Source organism: Bacillus cereus group sp. Bce041 (assembly GCF_052646455.1).
The window spans coordinates 887,818-908,429 of record NZ_JBQXON010000002.1; the positions used below are offsets into that span (position 1 = coordinate 887,818).

The window sequence follows — 20,612 nt, forward strand, 5'->3', positions numbered from 1 at the left end:
TCTTTGCTTCCGCTGAATTTTGAGGTGGGAGTCTTACTGCCCGTTAAAGCGGGATAAAAGCAAACATCGGAGGACGAAAAAAGTGGACTACATAGTGCAACAGCTTAAAAAAATTGGTTTTAATGAATATGAAGCTAAATCTTATGTATCTCTTGTTAAACAAGGGCCTGTCACAGCCTACCAAGTGAGTAAAGATTCGAGTGTCCCAAGAGCGCGAATTTATGAGATTTTAGGTAACCTTGTAGAAAAAGGAATTGTCATGAAAGAAGAAATAAATGACACCACTCGCTATTCACCTCTACCTGTTGAAATCTTTTTACAGAAGGCGCAATCAGAATGGCAGTCTACTTATGAAGGAATTAGTGATTCATTAAAGAAACTAGAAACTTCCGAGGAAAAAACGGATAATCGAGTAATTACTTTAAAAGACAATCAAACAATCATTAGCTATTGTCAGGCATTAATAAAAAAAGCAGAACGACGTATTGTCATTTCAATGTGGGATGAGATGTATGAAGCGTTAAAAGAAGATCTATCTGAAGTAGCTGATAAAGTTACAATACAAGGTATTACCCTACATGTTGAAAATCCCATTAAAAATCTAGAAGCCCATCGCATAACACCTTATACAGAAACCTTGTCTACAGAACATTGGTTTATTGTATCGATAGATTCTAAAGAGATGATTTATGGACCATCACTTGAAGAGCGTAATATTGCTTTTTATACAGATGATCCCGTTCATATATACCTATTAGAGGATTACGTATGGCATGATGTTTTAGTAAATCGACTTGTCCGACGTAGCCAAGATGATTTGCAGCAGTGGATTACGGCAGAGAGAAAGACTTTCTTTATGGGGAAATAAGAAACATATTCAAGAGCAAATAAAAAATTTTGCGTATTAAACCTAACAACTTCTCCGTACAAAAATAGCCGACTATTATATAGTAAATATTCGGCTATTTTTGTATAAATTTATACAGACGCTGCCATTACCCCAGCGATTAATGAGATAAACGCTTCTCCCACTCTTTCACCTTTTCAATTGTTACATCTAATTTTTTAGCTATTTCTTCTACACTCATTCCTTTAAAAAGCATTCCAGCTGCCGAAAGTGCTTTATCAATTTCTTCTTGCTTCTCTTGTTCATATAAACGACCTACTTTTGTCATCCGTAACCACTCCTTTACCTTTTTATATGCCTTCTTCTATTTTATCATCCAATCTCCACAAACCGCCCAAACTCCTTCAAAAACCTCAGCTTAAAACTCCCCACAGGCCCATTCCGGTGCTTCGCCACATGAATCTCCGTCATCTCTTTCTGCACTGTTTCCTTATCGTAATAATCCTCGCGATACATAAGCATAATGACATCCGCATCTTGCTCAATTTGTCCGGTCTCTCTTAAATCTGATAAAAGCGGACGCTTATCTTGCCGCGACTCTACAGAACGAGATAACTGTGACAGTGCTACTACACAAACATTTAATTCACGTGCTAATAACTTAAGCTTACGAGAAATCTCACTAATCTCTTGAAATCGATTGCCCTTATGCTTCGGATCGCCCGTAATGAGCTGCAAATAATCTACAATGACTAAAAGCTTTTTATCACCGTGTTTCCGCTTTAACTTACGGGTTTGCATCCAAATATCTTGCACCGTAACACCTGCATTGTCGTAAATCTCAAATGGCAACTCACCAATCTCCGCAAACGCCTTACTTACCTTCTCCCAATCTTCCATCGCAAAACGATGCTTCGGATTTTTCAGCCTACCTCCTGACACTTCACCTATGCAAGAAGCCATCCTTTTTAACAATTGCTTACTACTCATCTCTAACGAAAACAATCCAACCGCCGCTCCAGACTTCGCCGCATGCAGTCCAACATTAAGCGCAAACGCAGTCTTCCCCATAGAAGGACGCGCACCAAGAACGACAAAATCTCCTTCCTGAAGTCCACACGTCATCTTATTTAACGATGTATAACCAGTCTCAATACCAGTAATCTCTTTCACATCTTGATGAAGCTCCTCATACAAATCAACTAACGCATCCTTCAAATCAAACTCACATACAGAGTCTTTTTCCTCTAACTCACAAAGTGCCGTAATCGTCTCACCGATAACTTTCTCACTCTTCTCCGCAATAAGACGCTCTCCCATCTTGTGCCCGAGAACACCGGCCTGATACATTTTCCACGCACCTCGAACAAGCCCCTCATAATAAGAGAAATTGCTAGTAGTAGGCACACCATCCATTAACCCTATAAAATACTCCATTCCCCCGATCCCCTCTAAAAACTTCGGATCTACCCTAGAAATGAACGTCACAAGATCAATCGGTTGCCCCTCGCCTTCCATCTTTCGCATTAACTGAAATATAGACTTATGTACTGGCATAGAAAAATACTGCTCCGTCAAACGGCACTCCTTAATAAGCTCTCCATCAAGTAATAGAGAACCTAACACCGTCTTCTCCGCCTCCACATTTTGAATACTCATGGCCGCCACCCGCGCTCCTCTAAAAAGCGCTGCAACTCTTCCTCAGACGGCGCATTCTGCTCCCACTCCTCACACCTCGCCAAAAACTCCTCCGTCTCCCCCGTACTAACAGACGACTCCTTATTCCTAAACTTAGCTGTATCCGCCTCAACCTCACACACTTTCGTAAATCCTTTCCCGTGCCAGCCTCTCAAAATCCCCTTCACATAAGCAACCGTCCGCTTATTATTCTCAAACGCAATTTGAAGAGCCTTCAGCACAAGCTCCTCTGACAAATCTTCCATCCACGCACTCAGTTCCTCCACAGTATGAGGAGACAAACTACCGAAATGTTGCTCATAAAAAGAAAACACACGACTTCCCGTTTCTTCCTCTACAACCGCTTCTTCCACTACCTCCTCACAAACTGGCTCAACATCATCCACAGCCAAATCATCAGGCATACCGAAATATGCTAAAAGCATCGGAACACTCAGCTCTTCCTCAGCGCACTTCTGAAGAAACATATGTACAAACTCCTTATTCTTCACACCCTTCAGCTCACGAAGCACACACTTCTCCACATTCGTATTCGTCACAGGATTATAACGAAGCCAATTCAAAACGAATAGCTCCCGAGTATCCGCATCATAAAGAATCTTTCCATAATCAATAAAACGCTGCACAAGCTTATCAACAGTCTCCCGATTATAACCCGTCTCCATCTCAGCTAACCACTTGGGAAAAGGAAAAATCCCGCACTGCGTCGTCTTCGAACAAGTCAACAAGTACACATAAAAATACCGCTCCTCCGGCGTCAAATCCAAAACAAAATCATCCTGCCAAAAATTCACCTGCACATTACGATACACCGCCATCCTAATTCCTCCCGTCTCCGTTCAAAAGTAAAAGCCCCTTCATAATATATATGGGAGGGAGTCAGGGTTTTTGGCGTGTTATTTTAAATTTTTTTTGACTACTACGGTGTTTGTTGGTGTTTTTGTTTTTGTTATGTTTTTTCTTAGTGATTTATTACTTGGTAGGGGCTTGTAAGGGGCTTCGGAGGGGTTAGTTATCGGTTACTTCGATTAGAAAGACCCATCTCCACATTCTGCTTAAACCAATTAAATGAATCCACAAATCTAATAAAAAACATATTAAATTCCAATAAAAAAGACCATATCAAAAGCATACTCCGATGTCATTTTGATACAGCCCCATCTATATTCGCTTAATAATTTTAGAAACATAAAGATATTAAAAATTTAATATACCTACAAAACATTACTATCCTTTAAATAATCATAAAGCTTATTATCAACCGATTTCTCCATAATCATATTCATCGTAACAACCGGTAGTTCTTTTCCATTTTTATCTTGCATTTCAGTTTGTTCTACACTTGCTTTATCAGGTCTCGCTTTTCCTAAATAGTAAAAGTCGCTCCCCTCGTCATCATCTTTTTTCACAAAAATATGAACATCAATATTATTTTCTTTAGCGTCAATAATTGTTTGAACTTCCTTCGATTTTAATGTTCTATTACTTCTTGTATACCATTTAAGAACATCTTGATTAAGGAATTCATCACCGTAGTCCACACTGGATTCTACCTCATCATTTTTATGGTATGTGATAAATATTGGACAAGTATAATATTTTGTCTTATAATCATACATAGTTGAGCTCTCATCATTATGCCAATTTAAAAGTTTACACACATCTTTTCTTGAGTATTTTTTATATACAGTAAGGTTACTATCACACTCATAGTTTTTGCCCTTTTCCTTCGAACTTCTAACGATGTCCATAACCATATACTTAAAGTATTCATTTTGTTCTAAGCTTTTTCGAATAGAATCATTAAACATATATATCTTATTGTTTTGTAAAGAGAGAATTGGCTTTTCTCCATATTTCTTTTGACTGTTTTGTGAGAAAAACTCTAATTCAAAAATTCGTTGTACTGAAGTAATCGTTTCATCATCTGTTAAGCAATTAGATTGTTCAAGTTGTTTTACATACTCATCCTTATCAACTTTTTCTTTCTTTAATAATAAGTCTAACAAAACGATTTCGTTTTTACGTTTTCCATTTAATACTTCCAATGAAAGCATTGTTAAAACTTTGTTTTCGTACTCTGTTAATGTAGGCACATCTTCTTTCATTTTCAATAGGAACTGATAATAGTTCGAATATCCATCTACAAGTACAACTGGATCAATAGAATGGTTTACTATAAAGTCATATAAAAATAGAATTCTTCCTATTCTATTTTTCAACTCACCAAACGCTTCCTTTAATAATTTCATTGCTGTTAAATTACTATTATTAATAGCTTTAAAGATTTGTTTTTTCGCTATCTCCTCAAAGTTAACTGTTGAAATACCTTTAATATAACTCGTGTCATTTGTATATCTGCGTATATTATCTTTATTTTGTGATCTATCTCCTGAAAGGGCAATTGGAATTAAATAGTTGTTTTTATAGTTTCCAATGAAATCAATAATCGTAACAAAATCTTTCGAATCATGTTTCCGAAGTCCACGCCCCAGTTGCTGTATAAAGATAATACTTGATTGAGTTTGTCTTAACATAACAACTTGATTCACACTCGGAATATCAATTCCTTCATTAAATATATCTACCGTTAAAATATAATCAAGTATGCCATTTTCTAATTGATTCACGCGCAATTCTCTTTCCTCTTGGGAATGATCTCCTGTTAATGCAAATGTGCGAAAACCTCTATTATTTAAGGCGTGTGATAATTGTTCTGCTTCATCTTTTCGGCTGCAAAACATTAGTCCTGTTACTTTCTCACCAGAAAAACCATAATATTTTACTTTTTCAACTATATGATCCACTCGTTCTTCTGTAACAAGTTTAGATAAAACTGTAGTGTCATCTATCTTTTCACCATTATATTCAAAATCAGTAACTCCAAAATAATGAAAAGGACAAAGCATATCTTCTTCAAGTGCTTCTTGCAAACGAATTTCATAAGCAATATTGTAATCAAATAGCTCATAAATATTAAAGTTGTCTGTACGTTCAGGTGTAGCAGTCATTCCCATTAAAAATTTCGGTTTAAAATAATCAATAACCCTATGATAAGAACTAGCACCAGCTTTATGAACTTCATCTATTAAAATATAATCGAATAGCTCAGGATCAAATTGGTGTAAAGTGTCCTCTTTTGAAATAGTTTGGATCGTCGCAAATAAATATTTAGCATTTATTTGTTTATTTGACCCTGATAAAATTCCAAAGTCCTCATCTATTCCACCAAGAACTTTTTGAAAATCTGATTTCGCTTTATTTAATATTTGCTCTCGGTGAACAATAAATAGCATCCGTTTAGGTGCAAAATTTCTGACATCAAATGCTGAAAGATATGTCTTCCCCGTTCCTGTTGCAGAGATAACTAAGCCTTTTTCTTTTCCAGCGTCTCGAATAGCTTGTATTTCTTGTAACGCAGCTTGTTGCATTTTATTTGGGTTAATTTTCAAAGCTTCTTCAATTGAATTATGATATTGACCAGGTAATTCTATAACTCGATCTAGTAACTTATTTTCTGCAGCTTGCTCATATATTGTTTCGTAATTTGCAATCAACTCTTCGGTTAATACTTGAGAATGCTCCCAAACTTCTTCAAATTGGTTTTTAAAATGCTGTACAATCTCTCCATCTTCATGCGATGTTAACTTAACGTTCCATTCATAGTTTACCTTCAAAGCATGTGCAGTCAGATTTGAACTACCGACAATTAATGAACAATGTGTTTTGTTATCAAATATGTATCCCTTTGAATGAAAACCAGATAAATTTGTTAATCTTACTTCTACATTTTCAAGTTTCATTAACTCTCTAAACACTTTTGGTGTATTAAAGTTTAAGAATGTAGATGTTAATATACGTCCTTTAACCCCTTTTTGTTTAAGATCAAGGAAATGTGATTTTAAAGTCGCTAGCCCACTTTCTGTAATAAAAGCTACTGAGAAAATAAAAGATGTACTATTTTCTAGCTCCTCCAATAATGAGCTTAAAACATTTTCATTTTTTTTCGTATTGTTTACTAATAATTTCGGCTTATATATTCCAGGATGATTATGTTTTTGATCAATAAACCCTTTATATAAAGACCCCTCTAATTTTTGAATGAAATTCTCCATATGATCACCATTTATGACAATTTTTTATATTAATTGTATTACTCACTGATTTAAAGTGCAAATTTATTACAAATATAAAAAACTATCCGTATAAAACGAATAGTTTTTTTCAAATTACTTTACAATCGATTCTTTTGATAATTTCTCAATAGTCGGGATATCCGCAGGTGCCCACTCTAAAGCTGCTAGTTCATTCGGATATAACCATTTAATTGCTACGTGCTCAGTTAGAACCGGACTTCCTTCAACAAGCTTACAATAAAAAGTTTTCAAATGAACAATACCAAAATCATACTCATAGGCTGTATAATCAATTTGCTCACCAATCTGCACGCTACAATGCATTTCTTCATCAATTTCACGCTTTAACGCCTCTTGAGGTGTTTCCCCCTCTTCTATTTTCCCACCTGGAAATTCCCACATAAGAGGTAGCGATTTAGATGGCCCTCTTTGTGCACATAAAATTTTCTCATCTTGGACAATTACCGCTCCAACAACATAAATATTTTTCTTCATTATTTCCTCCTTAAATCTCACAGAAACTCTATACTTTATGTTTCCACACTTTATAGACTGAAAAATGCCTTTTATATCTTTTAACGACTAATATATTTTTAATCAGTAAGCTAGATTTTATCTGTCCCTATCTAGCCCTTTTAATGTAATTAGCCTAACACTCTCATCTCTTTTATATTATATAGAAGTAACTACAAAAATAAAGCCTGATTGAACACTTCCCTTTTAAGCCTCTTTTTTCACCATTTCCTCGTACCTAAAATCACTCTCCTCCAAAAACCCCCTACTCTCCCCACTATCCTTATAATAAGAATTCCACCCTCTTTCCCTCAAAATCCCCTTCCAACTATCACTCTCCACCATCCTCTTAATAACACCATCCCAATAAGCAACCTCTTCCTCCGTCATATCTTTCGGGCCCATGATTCCTTTCCAGCGCTGGAATATGACGTCGATTCCTTGTTCTTTCCATGTTGGGATTTGTGGTAGTCGGTCTATCCGTTTTGGTGCGGATACGGCTAGTATTTTTATTTTGCCGGCTTTGTATTGTTTTTCGGCTTCGGATAGGGTCATGGTTGCGGCGCCTATTTGTTTGTTCGTTAGGGCGTTTATGATTTTTTCTTTGTTTTCGTAGACGAAAAATTGTAGTTCGGCTGGGTTTATACCGAAGGCTTTGCTTACTTGTACGAAGGATAGATGATCGTCATTTCCTAGGCCTGGGGCAACACCGATTTTGAAGTTTTTCTTGTCTTGTTTTAGTTGTTTCATTAGTTCGTTTGCGTTATCTATGCTAGAGTCTTTTGATACGACAACTACTTCCCAGTCCGATGCTAGCGTTGCGAGTGGTGTGAAGTCTTTATATGTTAGTTTACTGTGGCCTAGTAGGTTGTTCGTTATGAGTAAGCTTGAGTTAATCGCCAGTACGTGACCGCCTTTTTGTTTCGTATATTTCCATCCGACGTCACCACTGCCTCCTACTTTGTTTGTGACTGTGATTGGTTTTGTGAAGATTTTTTCTTCTGTCAGCGTTTTTTGCATCGCCCGTGCTGTTAAGTCCCATCCTGCTCTTGGAACGTTCGGCGCAACGATTTCTACTTCTTCTATGTTTACTGTATTCGTTTGAGATTTTTCCGAGGAACAACCAGCTATTACTCCTGTCATGATCCATATACATAGTAATAATCGTTTTTTCATAGTCCTCGTCCTATTCGATATTTTCGTTCTGGTCGTCCGATAATGCCGTATGTGTACTCTACTGTGCATTCGCCGGTCGCTACTAAGTATTCTAAATATCTTCTTGCGGTTGTTCTGGAGGCCCCCATTTGTTCTCCCATTTCTTCTATTGTAATGCCCTCTTCAAATCCTTTTATAATCCCTTTCACTTTTTGCAGTGTTAACGGATCCACACCTGTCGGTAAGTTTTTTATGTCTTGTGTTTGCGAAGTCCCGAAGAAATTATCGATGAGTGCTTGATTTACTTCATTGTTACTATGTAATAGTTGCTTCTTTCTTTTATAGTCTTCAATTGTGCGAACAAATTTTTCTAACGTGACTGGTTTTATAAGGTAATTGCTTACTCCGTTTCGAATTGCTTTTTCTAGCATATAGTTTTCATTCGCCGCCGTTACCATAATGACGTCAACGCTTGGAAAGTCAGCATGAATTTGTGGTAATAAGTCAGTTCCAATTCCATCTGGTAAGTAATTATCTAATAGAAGCAAATCGATTTCTTCCTTTTGTAGTAGTTCCATCGTTTCTTTCGCGTTCAATGCTTTTCCAATCACTTTTACGTCCTTTATTTTTAATAAAAACTCTTCCTGAATTTGCGCGACGCGGAAATCATCTTCTGCAATTGCAACCTTCAACATATGCCCATCCCCCTGTTTGTCATGTACTTTCTCTCAATGTTTTCGGAAGGTAAATTGTAAAAATCGCTCCCCCATTTTTCTCGTTTTGAATTTCAATTGTTCCCTCTAGTAGATCTACCATTTCTTTTACGTTTGCTAGTCCGTAACCACGATCAGTTCCTTTCGTTGAAAATCCTTTTTGAAAAATGGTCGTAATTTTTTTTACCGGTATTCCTATCCCACTATCTATCACTTCAAATACAATATCGTGTCCTATATCCGTAACGAAGAAGGAAACTCTCTTCTCCTCTTGCCCACTCACCGCATCAAATGCATTATCAATTATGTTTCCAAGAATCGTAATAAGATGCGACACCTTTATATGGTCTGGTAACGGATGAAGCGCGCTATCTCCTTCAATATGAAAATCAATTTTCTTTTCAGATGCTGTTCCGATTTTACCTAATAAAATAGCTTGTACTTTCGCATCATGAATTTGATGGAATAAAATATGGTTTGGCTTTGATGAATGTTAGATTCTTGTTGGATAAATTCAATCGCTTCCTTGTAATGTCCTAACTGAAGTAATCCTGATAAGACGAAAAGTTTATTTGTAAATTCATGCGTTTGAGCACGTAAGTCCTCTGAATACTTTCTTACCTCAGATATCGTATTCACTAAGTTTTGCAGTTCTGTTTTATCTCTAAAACTACATACAACGCCTACCGTACTATTATTTTCGAGTATCGGTGTCATGTTTAAAATAAACACTTTATCTTGAAACGCGATTTCTTGATCGTTTTCTAGCGCTCTTTCCATATTAAATTCCGGTAAAACCTTTGAAATGTGCTGCTGTATATAATCATCATTTACATGAAGCATTTCTTCTGCCGACGTGTTCATCATCGTAATAAAACCGTTTTGATCAATAGCTATAATTCCTTCTTTTATAGATAGTAGTATCGCACTTCGTTCCCGGTATAACGCTGCGATTTCATTCGGCTCTAAACCGAGTGTATCTTTCCTGATGCTACGCGCTAAAAGAATGCCACCAACAATGCCGACTAATAATACTGCTAATGAAAAGAGCATAATTTCTTTCGTTCTGCTTAATATGTTAGATTCGATACCTTTTATTAAAAACTCTACTGTCACAACGCCTACTACTTGATCGTAGTCTCCGTTATGAACAATAATAGGTGCCTTCGCCATTAAAGCTGGACCACTTGTACCATTTCCTTCGAGTGTATAATAACCACCAAAAGTAAGTGCCTCATAGTTATACGGGTTGTTACTCTTTGTACCAATCAACTCCGAATTAGAATGTAAATACATAACCCCATAGCGATCTTCTACAATGACGTAATCTGCACCAGCTTGCTCACGAACTTGTTCCGCAATGGATTGAATGGTACTTTTATGCTCGTTATATTGAAAAGCCTCTTTTATCGCTGGCATAAAAGAAAGAGATTTAGCCGTTTGCAGTGCTAACTGTTCCACTTGGTGCTTCGTATCAACGGACTGAATGTAAACAAATATTCCCGCTAACAGGAGAACGACAAATAAAATTAACGTAATAATTAAGCTTACTATTTTCGTTTGCAATGACACTTTGCGTGATTTTTTCATGCTTCATATCCTTTGATAAAATATTCAAAACTATCAATCTCCTTTTTCTATTATTATGACAAAACTGAAAATGAAGCAACTATAAAAACTCTCCATGTACATAAAGTACAAAAAGAATAAAATTGTCATAATATTGAGATTTTATTTAAAGGACAGTACAATTCAACTACAATGAACACGCTTTCATAATTATCATTTTATTTATAAGCAAGAGGAGGAATTAGTATGGCTCAAGTAAAATCTAATCGAGTCGCCGGCAATATTTTCAAAGGTTCTGTCGGTAATTTAATTGAATGGTACGACTGGTACGTTTACTCTGCTTTCGCTGTTTATTTTTCAGCAGAGTTCTTTCCTAAAGGCGATCCAACGAGTCAGTTACTGAACACAGCAGCTATTTTCGCAGTTGGATTTTTAATGCGCCCTATCGGAAGTTTATTAATGGGACGCTATGCGGATCGGCACGGACGCCGGGCAGCATTAACGCTTTCCATTACAGTTATGGCCGGTGGTTCTTTAATTATTGCCTGTACACCGAGTTACGAAAGTATCGGTATTATGGCCCCTATTATTTTAGTTCTTGCTCGTTTACTTCAAGGATTATCACTTGGCGGAGAGTACGGAACTTCCGCAACGTATTTATCTGAAATGGCTAGTAGTGGACGCCGTGGTTTTTATTCAAGCTTCCAATATGTAACGCTCGTTGCGGGACAGATGGTTGCGTTAGGCGTTCAAATTGTTCTTCAGCAATTACTAAGCGAACCAGATATGAAAGCTTGGGGATGGCGTATTCCATTCATTATTGGAGCGATGGGCGCAGTAGCTGTATTATGGCTTCGCCGTACGATGGATGAATCGGAGCAGTTTTCAAACATAAAATCACAAAAACGCGAAAGCGCAGGAACCGTTCGCGCGCTTATGAAACACCCGAAAGCAGTATTAACAGTAGTCGGCCTAACACTAGGAGGCACTGTTGCATTTTATACGTACACAACATATTTACAAAAGTTCATGGTAAACACAGTCGGCCTTCCGAAAGAAGTTGTAAGCTGGATTAACTTTGTCGCACTACTTATATTCGTCGTACTTCAACCAATTGCGGGGCTACTATCCGATAAAATTGGACGCCGCCCATTATTAATGGCATTCGGTATTCTCGGAACATTACTAACAGCACCGATCTTCTTCTTCATGGAAAAAACGACAGAACCAATCGTAGCATTTTTACTCATGATGGTCGGTCTCATTATCGTTACTGGTTACACTTCCATTAACGCAATTGTAAAAGCAGAACTCTTCCCAACTGAAATTCGCGCACTTGGCGTAGGTTTACCATATGCACTAACAGTTGCGATATTCGGCGGAACAGCTGAGTTCATCGCATTATGGCTAAAAAGTATCGGAATGGAATCACTATTCTACTTCTACGTAGCTGGATGTATCGCGATCAGCTTTATTACGTATTGGCGTATGGATGAGTCATCGAAGACTTCGCAGATTGAGGCAGAGCTTGGTGGTGGGGATACACTAGTTAATAATAAGTCTAGTTAAAATTATGTATTCTATGTTTTTCGTTAATCTGAACTCGATGAATCTCTTTCTTGGCAGGGTAAAGATGTTGTTGGTGCTTTAGAGGTAAGATTAGGATTTACCATTGATGTAAAGGTAACTGTGAATGGAGCGCCACAATACAAAGTACATAACAGCAAGGATAAAAGATACTATGTATCAGCAATTGAAGCCTATTTGTATGTAAAGTAAGAGGTACAAAAGGGCATCCACTTAAATGATACTTTTTAATTTAAATCAACAAAAGAGACCGCAAATGTTAGGTCTCTTTTGTTGATCATTCTCCATATGTAACTTTCTCTTCACTTACTCCAAGCTAGATAACATGGTTCATTGAAATATTCAACCTTAAAGAAGGCTTGTTCTTCAAAAAATTCATTTCTTGCCCTCAGAATCTAGCAAAGTAGCTATTCAATAAATTTTTTCTCTGAATCCAAAAATTTATAAAACCTATTTAACAAATCTTCCTTCGTAGTTGGGGTATCTTGGGGCATATAAGTAATAAAACTTGTCATATCTTCAGGATAATCATGTCTATCATAAAACTCTGCAATTCTATTTAATAGTTCATCCTCATCAGTAATCTTTTCTTTTAACTTAGATAAGTAAACGAATCTGAGTTTACTTATCTCATTCTGTAATTCTTCACTATTTTCTTCTAGATTAGGAAAGTGGAAATCTTTAATTTCAAACAAAATTTTATCTAAATCACTAGAATCTATTCCCCAAGCTAGTTCATTAACAAAAGCTTCATCATCACCGGCTTCCATTAGTTCCACCGCATAATCAGAAATGACATTCGGTTCGAAATATTTTTTATTTACACCGGTATAAATAGTTTTCCAATCATACTTAAGACCTTTGTTCTTAAAATCTATTAAATCCATATAATTCTCCTTTTACTTTTTTGGAACTTGATTTGGTTTCCCTGTAACAGTACCATTTTCAATAAATCTTCTATGACTTACATTTCCATTTGGTTCAACAATCCACTCAAAGACGCCTTTTTTACCACCATTGCTTCCTTGGATTTGGAAGAATCTTCTACTAATGCGATCTCCTCCCACTAATGGAAATTCATCAGCAAATCTTGAGTAATTATCAACAATATCAGAAAAGCCATGTTCCTTAGGGACATGAGGAAACTCTTTTACTATGATAGGCTTTCCTTTTTCATCTCTTCCCCAAATAGGTTTTACTTTATCAATCTTTTCTCCACTTCCAACTCGCTTTCCATCAATAACAGGTCCCTCTAATTCCTCAATTACTTTTGGATTATCTCCGCTGGTTTTATTACTGGTATTATCCATCCCTTTAGTAGCATTTTCCTCTTTATTAAGTTTACCATTCTCTTTAACTTTATTAATACGCTCACCAGAAGATGGAGAAGACTCGAATTTTTGAAGAGTATCCTTAGCATTTTGAATCGATTTATCCCAAACCAATCCACCATGTACAACAACACCAACACCAGCCACTGTAGCAACTGCATCTAATGGAAGAACAATTGGTGATGCTAACCCACCACTTCCTACTTCTGCGACGAATGTTAAGAAATTAGCCCCACCTATGACTGAAATACCTTCAAAAATTTCTACAATAGATCCTGCCGTTGATATAACATGTCCAGTAAATCTTCCAGCTTGATAAGTTGCTTTGCTTTCTAATTTATCATTATCAAGTGGTGTTAGTCCAATATAGTCTTCAGCTACTGCACTGCCAGCGCCTTGTATAAACTCCAAAGCACCTTCATAAATATCTTCGACACCATGTTTAAACGTATCTAGTAAAGATTCATCTTTTTTCTCACTATTTAACGGACCACACATTGTTCCTTCTTCAATTGAACTACCATTTAAATGATTATCGGCCTGACGCTTCCTATCTTCATTAATCGCCTGAATAGAAGTTGTCCATTCCATATTCAACCCTTGCGTACTAAATGTACCACTTGCAGGACTAAAGCCTTTTCCACTTTGAACTTCCGCAAGACCTGCAGCAATACTAGCTGCTAATTGAAGTGCTGTACTATAATTATTACTAGAGGTCTGATTGAATTGATACAAATGATCCAGCTTTTCTTGCAGTTTTTTCCTCATCACAGTAAAAAGATTCACCATAGCGTCCATACCTGGGATTGGCATAGCTTGACTGATGGCTTCCATACTTGCTTTCATTCGGTCAATTTCTCGAATTTGTTCTAATATTTCTTGTTCAATTACATCTGTGGAAGCGACTTGTGATTGAAATTGACTTGGAAAAGCATCGTTCTGGCGAATTAACTCTTCACACAGATAAATGATTCCTTGCGCTAAAGGACGAAAGGTTTGTACAAAAAATGATTTTGCACTGCTATAAGTTTGTCCTTGTAGAACAGTATCAATTGCAAAGGCATCAATTGACTGAATGACTTGTTCCATACCTTGAATAGTAGCGTTACATACAGCATTCATACTTTGAGTTTGGCCTTGTACTTCTCCTAAATACATATTTAAGCTCATGCATTGACCTCCCTCGCTAATTGTTGTTGTTGATAGGAAAGGTCGTTTTCTAAATCACTAAGGTTTCGTCTTTCTTTAAGCAACGTTTCTTTTTGGTTTTCTAATTCAAATGTGACTTTTCGTTCAATATGTTGTGCCTCTTGATATGTATTCATAAAAAATTGAGACATTTCTCTATCACCATGCCAAGTTCCTAAAATTCGATCAAACAAACGATGGTTTCGACCTCTCCATTCATAAAAATCTGCTTCCGCTTGCTCCTGAATGTGAATCACGGATTGATTTCGGTCTTGTTCTTCAAATACACTTCTTAACTTTTGATTTACTTGATTGATTTGTTTTTCAATATCTTGACTCATTATATTCCTCCTACTATTTTACCTTTACGTAGGTTTTCACATTAGCGAAAAGTGTTGTGAAGTTCGTTATCCATTCTCTCAAACTCTTGGGCTACTGAATGAATATTATCGACCGCTTGTTGAAAGGCAGTGGAAAATTGTTTCGTAAAATCTAACATTTGTTGATTCGCTTCTTGTGCTTTGGAATTAACAGATAGTGTTGTACGCGTCGCCTTTGTTATAGAACGATTTGTTGCACTTTGGATTATATTCGAAGCTGTTCTCATCTGCGTAGCAATTTGTTGTGCCGTTTGAAAATTACTTTGAAATTGTCCCATCACTCAAATCCTTTCTCTAATTTTCAGAAGATGCCAAAGAAATCCCAATAAATATATGAAAATTCCCTATTAATATCACTCTTTTTAAACGTGTGTCCAGCTAAGTTGGGCATGCAATCAAATGAGCCATACACTATAAGCTGTATGGCTCATTTGAAATGCCTGTTATATAGAGTATGACAATTTTTATTTCAAACCGAAATTACGTGATAATTCTTCATCATGAGAAGCAACAGCTTCTGCAGTTTTATTAAGCTGCATATTGATTTCTTGTAATAGCTGTGCGAAGTTTTGTACTTTTGGCTTTAATTGATTGAACTGTTGATCAAAACCTTCGAAAGCACGACCTTCCCATTCTCCTCTTAATTCATTTTGTAAATTTTGTAGTTGACTTAAAATGTCCTCAATTTGATTTGCACCTTGTCCATATTGAGCTGCTTTCGATTTAAGCTCCTCTGGTGACATACGAATTTGTCCAGCCATTTTCATTTCCCCTTTAATACATAATGAGCAAAATATAAATTGGTTAATTTTACTAAATATATTATAATGTATTATTTTGAACTTTAAAACATTTTATCTTTCTATTGAATATTAGAATATTAATATTCAATTTTTTCTTACTTTACAAGATTTTATGCAAAAAAGACCACCAAAAGGCAGTCCCTCAAAACTCAATCCCATCCCGCGCTCCACTACTTTCTCATACAAATAATTCGCAACGATAGTATCTACTACAGCCAAACCAACTGATTTGAAAATAGTAATCTCTTCATCATTTTCGTGACCAGCTTTTCCCCCTTATAATTTAACCAATTTCGGCGTGGAGATTGCTAGTTTTATCAAAATTTGAAGATTACCTGTTTCTAGATCCTATTCAATTAAGCAATCCTACAAATGCCTCTTCTTCCTCATCTATAAAACCTACAAATATAATTCCTTCAATATCCTCATGATTAAATACAAATGTATAATCAGGATTCATGTATCCTTCTGGATAAAAACAGCCAATATAGTCATACATCACAAGTTCTTTAACCCTAAGTTTTTGTTTTCTTCCATCGTTATTTATGTGAATTCAGCTCATTTTTTTGTTTTGGGTGAAAAAATTTTTTAACTTGATAGCAGTGTGGTGCTGCCCCTATTAGGCAAATTCGACAAAGAAAAAACACCCAAAGGTGCCTTTTTCCGACTTGAACCATCTTAATTTTATTGTGTTGTTATTATATAAGAAAAGAAGACATCGCTTAAGATGTCTTCTTTTACTTGTACACTTGGTGTTAAGAAGGTATTTATTGCTTAAAAACCATAAAAAAATATAACAATCATCGAGTAAACCTATTATAGCATCAATAAATAGAGTTTTTATATGCATCTTTACATATATATAGATTTATTTATGTTTTATCTATATAGTTAAATTGTCTGTTTCTTGTTTTAATTCGTTTTTTTATTTTGAGTGCTCCAGCAATGGAGCCTTTTTTTATGCAATAAAACATTTTCTTAGCATTACTTAGTTGATCTATATTAACTTTCCCCTCTTAAATTATATCTATATTTTACCAAATAATTATATAGATAACCAGTTTTTTCTAATAATCTAGTGAATTGATAATTTTAATGTTAGTTGTTAATACCCATAGAAAAATTCATCATGCAATGAAAATTGAGAAATCAAGAATTATAAAAAACTTATAGTATCTTTTGGAAAAGTATATTTAAAATTTGTATATTAATATGTTGTAATTTGATTTCTAAAACTACCAAAAAAGGACTGCCAGTAATGGTGGTCCTTTTTTATATTGGTGAGATTGTACTAGGTTGAGCAAAAAAATGGAACTGAAAAAGTTATTTCTAATGAGGATAGCCTTCTTATGATGAGGTTTCATTCAGTGGCTCTGCAAGCAAACATAAAAGAAGGAAAAAATTACGATTTTACTTTACGTGGATATAGAGTACCTATACTTTCATGGTTTCCAAATTTAGATGGTGCCGAACCACAAAATTAGCACTATTCTTTAATAAAAAATCCTACTCATTTTTTAATGAGTAGGATTTTTTATTAAAGAGCTATTTCGTATTAATTTGTGCCATCATTTAATATGCTATTTTTAAATGATTTCCAAATTTGATAACTAATTATCTAAATTTCTAAACTCTATACAGCACTATCAATTAAACAATTATTAGATATATCTTCTATCTAAAACATCGTATTATCATTAGCTGCTTCACTTGGAATCTCTTGAATTACATCCCAGTGTTCGACAATCTTTCCATCCTTGATACGAAATATATCCACTATAGCAACTCCCTTATCTTGAGAATTAGTACGAGAGTGTACATGAAGAGCAACTGTATCCCCTTCAGCTACTACACGTTTAATCTCTGCAGAGGAATTAGGATTTTTAACAAAATCCTCCTTAAAGAAATCCATGAAGGCTTTTCGTCCATCAGCAACAAAAGGATTATGTTGCTTATAATCTTCGCTAACATATTTAGGGATAATATCGATATTATGTTTGTTAAAAACTTCATTATAGAAATCAACTACCATCTTTTTATTCTTTTCATTTTCTTTTACTTCTTTTGATACAGAAACGACATTTTCGCTCTTAATTGAGTTCCCTTTGTTATTACCAGTGGAAGCTTGATATACCAAAGTCGAAACTACTCCTAAAATAAATACAGAAATAATTGTTATGATTAAACTTTTCTCTAATTTCATATATACCTACCTCTTCTACTTAAATAAGTTTTCTTCTATAAAAAGTTTGAAGAAGGAGAAACCTTCCCCAAAATGTAATGTCAGAGGTAATGTTAGGAATTTCATTTATCCTAACCTCCCCCTATACAAGGCATATTAGAAACGATTCATTCTAACTTAATACCTCATTAACAGTTGCACTGTCCACAATTTGAATAAACTTCTTAACCTTATCGTTCTCATCAAACTTATAAAGGTGACAAAAATCTGCTACAAATGACTTCCCTGTAGCTTTATATGTTCCACTATATTTTCCATACACGATAACAGTATTGTTATTAAAAGTATAAATTTCATCTTTAGCGCTATAGTCATCCCATTCTGTGCCAAGACGTTCATGTACGTTTTTCACTACTTCATCTGGACCTATATAAGTACCTGCATATGGAAACCCAGCAGCTTCTGTCCAAGATACATTTTCACTTAAATACGTTTTGAACGCATCCAATTTCCCTTCGCCAGTTAACACATACGTTTCATGTAATAGCTTTTGATATTTATTCATATCATTAACCCCAAGGCATTTCTTTTGTTACAACTTTTGCACTTAATTCTAATACACCTTTATTTGCATAGCCTGGATATGCTGCTTCAAGTTTTGCCACAAAATCTTTTGAAGTTCCACTTTCCTCAGAAGCTTGAACCGCAGTTCTTAGATAATCCATTGTCGCAGTAAGTGCTTGATTATTTAGGGATTTTTCAATTGATCCATGGCTAGGTACAATTATGTCAGCATGTAATGCTTGTAATACTTTCAAGTTCTCAATCCACGCCTCCATAGTCGCTTTTGAGCTAGTATCCGCTAAAAATACATGTATTTCGTTAAAGACATCAATACCACCAATTAATACTTTTAGTTCTTTATTAAATAGGCTAGTTCTGTAATGATCTAAGCCTACTAGTTCAAATGTTAACCCCTGAAAATCAATCGCTTTTTCTTTAAACACTTGAGGTAATACCACGTTACTTGGTGCATTTTCTCCAAGGGCGTCTTTCCAAACTTTTAATTTCCCTAAGACAGAATGAACGATATGTTCAACAGTAGACTCTGTTGCATACGCTATAGCTTCTGGGTAAACGGCTTTAATGCTCTCTAATCCAAAGTAGTAGTCTGGATCCCCATGAATAATAAAGATTTTATCTAAAGATAAGTCATTTTTTTTCAGATACTCAACAATTTCTTTCGAATCAGATTGAGTAAATTTTGAGTTTATTAAAAATGCATGTCCTGCTTTCTCAACTAATGTTGCTGTGACCATAAAGCTTTTTTCGTCCGAACTAAACACCGTTAATTTCACATCTTTTTGATTTGTATCGATTGTTGTAAACATAGTATGTTATTCTCCTTTTGTTAAAGTTATGAACTAATTATCATATTTTTATCTTGTTCCGATAAAGTGAAACTTTAATCAGTGGGGGTTTTGTTCATCCCCCACTGATTATTAGCCCACACCAATCGGACTTTTACGGACAGTTGATCCCCCACCTAACTTCTTTGCTTCCACTGAATTTTGAGGTGGGGGTCTTACTGCCCGTTAAAGCGGGATAAAATCTCCCACTCCCATTTATCTGAAAGTGTAATAGTACTGGCGAATATTCCGGAGATAAATGTCAGGTGGCTTAAGATAACATGTTTGCTACTATATCCTAAATTTTCTTAATATAAATTTTTAAAACGCGCTTCAATTTTATCCGGCGTCATTACGCCACCACCAATAGGAATAATTTGATTATCCTTTTGTAAAAGTAATGAAGGATAGCTATTAACACCAAGCTGTCGAACTTTATTGAAATCATTTTGGACATCTATTATTGTTTCTTGAGCGTTTAAACGTTCTAATACTTGTTCAGGGTCCAAACCATGCTCGATTGCAATTTTGCGATATGTTTCAGGATCACTCAGACTTTGGCCCTCATAATAAAACGCTTTTTGCATAGCCGAAGTGAATTCTAATAAACGGTCTGGCGCTAATGAGCGTAAAGCTGAAAAACCAATTGCAGCATCTTTCGAATTCATTTTAAAAGTCCCTTCCTCCACCAATTTTTGATAGGAAGGACCAAATTCAGCACCTGTAAGTTGATTAATTCTTTTATTTCCTTCTTCTATATATGAGAAGTTTTTCATTGGTAAATTATCTAAAAATAACCCTCCACATAAAACTGTTAATGGCACTTCAGTGTGGTTTTTGTAAAATCCTTTAATACTTTCTGAAAAACCATAGCACCATCCACAATATGCATCCCATACGTAAATAAGGTTATCTTGTTTCGTCTCCATTTAAATCCCCTACCTTTTTTTATTATCCAGCTCAACTAAATTTTTGGTTTATATAAGTACATCTTTTTATACCTTGTTCTTTTTTAGATACCTTACTATATTTCCCCAAAACTAATATTTCCAAAGAAAGATCCACCAAGGTTTTTAACAAAAGATAACGTTGCACCTTATT

Annotated in this window: 19 protein-coding genes and 4 pseudogenes; 4 read left to right on the forward strand and 19 right to left on the reverse strand. The window is 35.5% G+C overall.

Features of this window, described 5'->3' with window-relative positions; all coding sequences use genetic code 11:
* Nucleotides 1-82: 82 nt before the first annotated feature.
* A complete protein-coding gene (locus ACUN13_RS10600; protein ID WP_025687783.1) occupies nt 83-868 on the forward strand; it encodes a TrmB family transcriptional regulator in 786 nt (261 codons plus the stop codon).
* A gap of 139 nt (nt 869-1,007) precedes the next feature.
* Here ACUN13_RS10600 and ACUN13_RS10605 read toward each other — a convergent pair whose 3' ends face one another.
* The 8 genes and pseudogenes from ACUN13_RS10605 to ACUN13_RS10640 all read right to left on the reverse strand — a co-directional run bounded on the left by ACUN13_RS10605 (nt 1,008) and on the right by ACUN13_RS10640 (nt 10,652).
* Nucleotides 1,008-1,175 (reverse strand): hypothetical protein, encoded by a 168-nt coding sequence (locus tag ACUN13_RS10605; protein ID WP_000169783.1) that lies wholly within the window; start codon nt 1,173-1,175, stop codon nt 1,008-1,010.
* A gap of 44 nt (nt 1,176-1,219) precedes the next feature.
* Nucleotides 1,220-2,506, reverse strand: a complete 1,287-nt coding sequence (gene dnaB, locus ACUN13_RS10610; RefSeq protein WP_142292947.1) for a replicative DNA helicase — start codon at nt 2,504-2,506, stop codon at nt 1,220-1,222.
* Entirely contained in the window at nt 2,503-3,363 is an 861-nt protein-coding gene (locus ACUN13_RS10615; RefSeq protein WP_088345516.1) for a DnaD domain-containing protein, read from the reverse strand. Before ACUN13_RS10615 ends, dnaB begins: the two co-directional genes overlap by 4 nt.
* 396 nt (nt 3,364-3,759) lie before the next feature.
* Nucleotides 3,760-6,660, reverse strand: coding sequence for a DUF3427 domain-containing protein (locus ACUN13_RS10620; RefSeq protein WP_445423770.1), 2,901 nt, complete (start codon nt 6,658-6,660; stop codon nt 3,760-3,762).
* Between the two features lie 114 nt (nt 6,661-6,774).
* Nucleotides 6,775-7,176 (reverse strand): (deoxy)nucleoside triphosphate pyrophosphohydrolase, encoded by a 402-nt coding sequence (locus ACUN13_RS10625; RefSeq protein ID WP_000739608.1) that lies wholly within the window; start codon nt 7,174-7,176, stop codon nt 6,775-6,777.
* A gap of 225 nt (nt 7,177-7,401) precedes the next feature.
* The gene (locus tag ACUN13_RS10630; RefSeq protein ID WP_445423771.1) at nt 7,402-8,370 is read right to left on the reverse strand and encodes a tripartite tricarboxylate transporter substrate binding protein; all 969 of its coding nucleotides are present in this window, start codon (nt 8,368-8,370) and stop codon (nt 7,402-7,404) included.
* Nucleotides 8,367-9,044, reverse strand: coding sequence for a response regulator (locus ACUN13_RS10635; RefSeq protein WP_000921517.1), 678 nt, complete (start codon nt 9,042-9,044; stop codon nt 8,367-8,369). The genes ACUN13_RS10630 and ACUN13_RS10635 overlap by 4 nt, the downstream gene beginning before the upstream one ends.
* Before the next feature lie 19 nt (nt 9,045-9,063).
* Nucleotides 9,064-10,652: pseudogene (locus ACUN13_RS10640) on the reverse strand (ATP-binding protein).
* A 225-nt stretch (nt 10,653-10,877) separates the two neighbouring features.
* On the opposite strand from ACUN13_RS10640, the gene ACUN13_RS10645 reads away from it, so the two are divergent.
* Entirely contained in the window at nt 10,878-12,200 is a 1,323-nt protein-coding gene (locus tag ACUN13_RS10645; protein ID WP_000079868.1) for an MFS transporter, read from the forward strand.
* 39 nt (nt 12,201-12,239) lie between these two features.
* Nucleotides 12,240-12,410, forward strand: a pseudogene (locus tag ACUN13_RS10650) (N-acetylmuramoyl-L-alanine amidase); the annotation flags it as partial.
* Between the two features lie 215 nt (nt 12,411-12,625).
* Here ACUN13_RS10650 and ACUN13_RS10655 read toward each other — a convergent pair.
* From ACUN13_RS10655 to ACUN13_RS10685, 7 genes and pseudogenes are all read right to left on the reverse strand, one after another.
* The gene (locus tag ACUN13_RS10655; RefSeq protein ID WP_000364132.1) at nt 12,626-13,105 is read right to left on the reverse strand and encodes a DUF2247 family protein; all 480 of its coding nucleotides are present in this window, start codon (nt 13,103-13,105) and stop codon (nt 12,626-12,628) included.
* A gap of 12 nt (nt 13,106-13,117) precedes the next feature.
* A complete protein-coding gene (locus tag ACUN13_RS10660; RefSeq protein WP_445423772.1) occupies nt 13,118-14,719 on the reverse strand; it encodes a T7SS effector LXG polymorphic toxin in 1,602 nt (533 codons plus the stop codon).
* On the reverse strand, nt 14,716-15,078 hold the full coding sequence (locus ACUN13_RS10665) for a DUF3958 family protein (RefSeq protein WP_025687775.1): 363 nt from the start codon (nt 15,076-15,078) through the stop codon (nt 14,716-14,718). The genes ACUN13_RS10660 and ACUN13_RS10665 overlap by 4 nt, the downstream gene beginning before the upstream one ends.
* 41 nt (nt 15,079-15,119) lie before the next feature.
* On the reverse strand, nt 15,120-15,395 hold the full coding sequence (locus ACUN13_RS10670) for a TIGR04197 family type VII secretion effector (protein ID WP_000529655.1): 276 nt from the start codon (nt 15,393-15,395) through the stop codon (nt 15,120-15,122).
* A 186-nt stretch (nt 15,396-15,581) separates the two neighbouring features.
* A complete protein-coding gene (locus ACUN13_RS10675) occupies nt 15,582-15,878 on the reverse strand; it encodes a WXG100 family type VII secretion target (protein ID WP_000918587.1) in 297 nt (98 codons plus the stop codon).
* Nucleotides 15,879-16,004: 126 nt separating this feature from the next.
* Nucleotides 16,005-16,196, reverse strand: a pseudogene (locus ACUN13_RS10680) (hypothetical protein); the annotation flags it as partial.
* A gap of 76 nt (nt 16,197-16,272) precedes the next feature.
* Nucleotides 16,273-16,455: pseudogene (locus tag ACUN13_RS10685) on the reverse strand (DUF4176 domain-containing protein); the annotation flags it as partial.
* Nucleotides 16,456-17,269: 814 nt separating this feature from the next.
* Between ACUN13_RS10685 and ACUN13_RS10690 the strand changes: the two are divergent.
* Nucleotides 17,270-17,404 (forward strand): hypothetical protein, encoded by a 135-nt coding sequence (locus ACUN13_RS10690; protein ID WP_256943490.1) that lies wholly within the window; start codon nt 17,270-17,272, stop codon nt 17,402-17,404.
* A 194-nt stretch (nt 17,405-17,598) separates the two neighbouring features.
* Here ACUN13_RS10690 and ACUN13_RS10695 read toward each other — a convergent pair whose 3' ends face one another.
* The 4 genes from ACUN13_RS10695 to ACUN13_RS10710 all read right to left on the reverse strand — a co-directional run bounded on the left by ACUN13_RS10695 (nt 17,599) and on the right by ACUN13_RS10710 (nt 20,440).
* Nucleotides 17,599-18,123, reverse strand: a complete 525-nt coding sequence (locus ACUN13_RS10695) for a nuclear transport factor 2 family protein (protein ID WP_088346754.1) — start codon at nt 18,121-18,123, stop codon at nt 17,599-17,601.
* Between the two features lie 151 nt (nt 18,124-18,274).
* Complete coding sequence (locus ACUN13_RS10700; RefSeq protein ID WP_001046367.1) at nt 18,275-18,667, reverse strand: nuclear transport factor 2 family protein; 393 nt, start codon at nt 18,665-18,667, stop codon at nt 18,275-18,277.
* A gap of 4 nt (nt 18,668-18,671) precedes the next feature.
* Nucleotides 18,672-19,493 (reverse strand): cytoplasmic protein, encoded by an 822-nt coding sequence (locus tag ACUN13_RS10705; RefSeq protein WP_088346752.1) that lies wholly within the window; start codon nt 19,491-19,493, stop codon nt 18,672-18,674.
* A gap of 326 nt (nt 19,494-19,819) precedes the next feature.
* Entirely contained in the window at nt 19,820-20,440 is a 621-nt protein-coding gene (locus ACUN13_RS10710) for a DsbA family protein (protein WP_000448622.1), read from the reverse strand.
* Nucleotides 20,441-20,612 lie beyond the last annotated feature (172 nt).